Raw genomic sequence first — 3796 nt, 5'->3', positions numbered from 1 at the left:
TTAATAGTGACAGCCCCCGCGGGGGGAGGGAGACCAAAAAAAAGCGCCCGCCCCCTTGCGGAGGCGGGCGCTTTCCTCCGGTAAGGACCGGGCTTACTTCTTGGCGCGGGCGACGCGGGCGGGTTTACGGCCGCCCTGGCCCAGGCCCATCTGCTTGGCCAGTTCCGAACGGGCCTTGGCGTAGTTCGGGGCGACCATGGGATAGTCTTTCGGCAGACCCCATTTGGCGCGGTAATCTTCGGGGCTCATGTCGTACTTGGTGCGCAGGTGGCGCTTCAGCGACTTGAACTTGCGACCGTCTTCCAGACAGATCAGGAAGTCGGCGTTGATCGACTTGCGGATCGGCACGGCCGGTTCCTTGGGTTCCGGCGGAACCTCGACGGGACCGTTGGAGACGCCCGACAGAGCGGCGTGAATATTGGCGATCAGCGCCGGCAGGGCTTCCGCCGTCACCGTGTTGTTGCCGACATAGGCCGACACGATGTCAGCGGTCATTTCCAGCAGTTCGGGCTTCTCGTCCATTCGCGGCGTCTCTTTCATAATCTATTTGCTTCGACTGAAACGCCAGCCGAACCTACCCTTCCGGCTCTTAGGGTTGTTTGAATGCAAAAGCAATCCGGCCGTTATGCGAACGACAAGGCTCTATATAACCACACTTGTGGTCATGCTGACCTAGCGTTTCAAGTCTTCGGTCAGGACCATCATGGCTGCACGTTCCGGCGCCGAATATTCATCGATCACCTCATCCTCGCCCTCACGAATCGCACGCAGGAGACTGGGGGTCAGGGCCGATGACAGAGACCAGTTCCAGTAACGCAATACGGTCTGCGCCCGATCCACGGCCAACATTTCATAGGTGATCTGCACACGTTCAAGGTCAGGATGCAGGCCGCCGTCGGCCGTCGTCTCCGGCCGACGCATCGAGCGCCACAGATTCAGCAGGTCCGCACGCGACAGGCCCGTCGCCTTGCACAGGATCGCCAGGGGTTCGCCGCCCGGATCCCCCAGGATCTTGGCGCCGGTCAAGGGTTTGACGCCCGCCAGGAAGGCGATCTCCGACGCCGTCTCGCGCGACAGGCCGTCTTGCGCCGCCACCGACAGGGCGTGTTCCAGCCCGTCAAAGGGGCTCTTGTCGATGGCCGCGCGGTTGCGCTGGCGTCGCTCGATGAACTGCAGGGCCTTGCGCGCGACGGGGTCCGACCAGCCCTCGGCCGCGGCCATGGCGAAGACGTCCTCGGACACCTCCTGCATCACCTCGCGCGACACGGCGAACCGCTGCAGGATGGTGCGCCGGTCGTCCGGGCCGCACCACCAGAACATCACATAGGCCCCGGCCGGTCTCAGCTCAGGCCGTTTCAGCAGCAGGCCGGACAGTTTCGGATGCGTCCGACTCAGGCCGACCACGGCCTCGACCCCGACCTGGGACAGGCGGGCGGTGGGGTTGCGCAGCACCGCCTCCATCACCTCCATCTCGCCGAAGCCGAACAGGGTTTCGGTGACGATCTCGGACAGACCGCGACGCTCGGCCATGATCAGCCGGTGCTCGGGCCCCGCGTCGCGCGCGCACCCGACCAGATCCGCGTCGCTCAGGGACGCGCACTGTTCGATCAGCAGACGGGCGACCTCGGGCTCGTCGCGCAGCAGCAGGCGCGCGACGCTGCTGGGCAGTTCGGCCAGGGGCGCCAGCCGCGCCGCCACGCGCCGACGCTCCTCTGTCGATCCCAGCCGCAGCATCTCGACCAGCAGGTCGCCGGTCACGGCCCGTTCGAAAGCGTTGATCCGGCTGGCCGGCAGGGAGACGACGTCGGCCAGCCGCTTCAGCAACGCATGGCGCGCCTTCAGCGACGGCGGAGCCGCCTCTTCGTCATTCAGGGCCGACGCCTGGGTCATGGCGCCAAGACTAGGGTCTCAGAGTTAACCCGACGTATCAGCGACGCTCGGCTTTACAGGCCTTCGAACAGCGCCGTCGACAGGTAGCGTTCGGCGAAGGACGGGATGATGACCACGATGGTCTTGCCCGCATTCTCGTCGCGTGCGGCCAGGCGGAAGGCCGCCGTCAGGGCCGCGCCCGAGCTGATGCCGACCGGGATTCCCTCGACGCGGGCCGCCTTGCGGGCCATGTCGAAACTCTCGTCGTTCGACACCTGTTCGATCCCGTCCACGACCGAGGCGTCGTAGATGGCGGGGGTGAAGCCCGCGCCTATGCCCTGGATCTTGTGCGGGCCGGGCGCGCCACCCGACAGGACCGGCGAAGCCTCGGGCTCGACCGCGATCATCCGGATCGAGGCCTTGCGGGCCTTCAGCGCCTGACCGACGCCCGAGATGGTGCCGCCGGTGCCGACCCCGGCCACCACCATGTCCACGGCGCCGTCGGTGTCGTTCCAGATCTCCTCGGCCGTGGTCGCGCGGTGGATGGCGGGATTGGCCAGGTTCTCGAACTGCGACGGGATCACCGCATTGGGGGTGGCCTCCAGCAGCTCCTGGGCGCGGGCGATGGCGCCCTTCATCCCCTTCTCGGCCGGGGTCAGCTCCAGCTGGGCGCCCAGCAGGGCCAGCATCTTGCGCCGTTCGATCGACATGCTCTCGGGCATGCACAGGATCAGTTTCAGACCCTTGGCGGCGGCGACGAAGGCCAGGGCGATGCCGGTGTTGCCGCTGGTCGGTTCGATCAGCACGGTGTCGGCCTTGATCCTGCCCGCATCCTCCAGCGCCTCGACCATGGCGACCCCGATCCGGTCCTTGACCGAGGCGATGGGGTTGAAGAACTCCAGCTTGGCCAGCACGGTGGCCTTGGCGCCGTATTCGGCTGACAGGCGCGGCAGCCGCACCAGGGGGGTGTCGCCGATGGTGTCGATGATCGAGTCATAGACCTTGCCCCGCCCCTTCTTCAGATGGCGGGACGCGTCGTAGCTGAAGTCGGACATGGGGGCTCCGGTAAGGTCGGGTCGTTCAGGGTGCGTAACAGACAGGCGGGGAGATCGATCCGCAAGGGGGCGACGACGATGATTTCTGTCCGCCAGGATCAGATCCGGCGCCGCCGACATCCTGGATCTTCGCAAACATCCGCTGCACTGGGCGCCTCCAGCAACCGACGCAACTCACTCCTGGACCTTCACCGATCCGCAGTCGTCTCACTCGGAGCGGCGCGCCTTTCACGCAAACGTTAAGAGCATTGGAGATTATTGTGGGTTGCATCGCATTCGGGTCAGCTGTCCTCTCCAGGTGGGAGATAGGCTCCCCTGGAGGTTTACGATGAAGCTGAAATCGACCGTCCGTCTCGTCGCCTTGGGAGCCGTTCTCGGGGCTTCCGCATTCGCCGCCGCCGCGACGGCGAAAGCGCCGGGAATCATGTATTTCCGGACCTTCTACAGTGATGCCACCCTGACCACTCAGGTGGGCTTCTACAGGGACCGGTGTTCGAACGGGAATGTCGTCGCCTCGCCTGTGAATGGCACGACTTCGCCCTTTTACACCTTGGAAGCCATCGGGTCCTGCCCCGGCGGATACTGGTAACCATCATAGAGCTCGAACGCCGCCGACCCCCGATTCGGCGGCGTTCGTTCGTTGGGTTTTGCCATGACAGCGGGGCTCCAGGGCGGATCAGTCGGCCCTCCAGAAGCGCCTCAATCCCGGGATCGGTTCTTCCGCCGGCCTCTGTAAGGCCGGCGAAGGAGACGCCTAGAAGGACTCCCACCCGTCCGCGTCGGGCTCCGACGCCGGCGCCAGGGCCGCGCCGCCGCGGCCGACGGTCTTCAGGGCGGCCACGGTGCGGGCGGGAGAGGCGGCGGGCCGGGCC

At 66.0% G+C, this 3796-nt stretch carries 4 protein-coding genes; 1 reads left to right on the top strand and 3 read right to left on the bottom strand.

Going from position 1 to position 3796, the window contains the following annotated elements; genetic code table 11:
* Window positions 1-93 precede the first annotated feature (93 nt).
* The 3 genes from ER13_RS16540 to cysK form a co-directional block, all read right to left on the bottom strand.
* Complete coding sequence (locus tag ER13_RS16540) at window positions 94-522, bottom strand: MucR family transcriptional regulator (RefSeq protein WP_008260928.1); 429 nt, start codon at window positions 520-522, stop codon at window positions 94-96.
* Window positions 523-672: 150 nt separating this feature from the next.
* A complete protein-coding gene (locus tag ER13_RS16535; protein ID WP_035311058.1) occupies window positions 673-1890 on the bottom strand; it encodes a DUF2336 domain-containing protein in 1218 nt (405 codons plus the stop codon).
* Between the two features lie 53 nt (window positions 1891-1943).
* Window positions 1944-2924, bottom strand: coding sequence for a cysteine synthase A (gene cysK / locus ER13_RS16530; RefSeq protein WP_035311056.1), 981 nt, complete (start codon window positions 2922-2924; stop codon window positions 1944-1946).
* Between the two features lie 328 nt (window positions 2925-3252).
* Between cysK and ER13_RS16525 the strand changes: the two genes are divergently transcribed.
* Window positions 3253-3513: a hypothetical protein gene (locus tag ER13_RS16525; protein WP_008261155.1), complete on the top strand. Its 261-nt coding sequence runs from the start codon at window positions 3253-3255 to the stop codon at window positions 3511-3513.
* Window positions 3514-3796 lie beyond the last annotated feature (283 nt).

The organism is Brevundimonas sp. EAKA, assembly GCF_000698025.1.
GTDB lineage: Bacteria > Pseudomonadota > Alphaproteobacteria > Caulobacterales > Caulobacteraceae > Brevundimonas > Brevundimonas mediterranea_A.
This window is presented reverse-complemented; position numbering and strand designations above follow the sequence as displayed.

What these genes read in the sequence shown, in the direction of transcription:
- ER13_RS16540 (WP_008260928.1), bottom strand. Translation starts at nt 522, where the DNA reads ATGGACGAGAAGCCCGAACTGCTGGAAATGACCGCTGACATCGTGTCG.
- ER13_RS16535 (WP_035311058.1), bottom strand. Translation starts at nt 1,890, where the DNA reads ATGACCCAGGCGTCGGCCCTGAATGACGAAGAGGCGGCTCCGCCGTCG.
- cysK (WP_035311056.1), bottom strand. Translation starts at nt 2,924, where the DNA reads ATGTCCGACTTCAGCTACGACGCGTCCCGCCATCTGAAGAAGGGGCGG.
- ER13_RS16525 (WP_008261155.1), top strand. Translation starts at nt 3,253, where the DNA reads ATGAAGCTGAAATCGACCGTCCGTCTCGTCGCCTTGGGAGCCGTTCTC.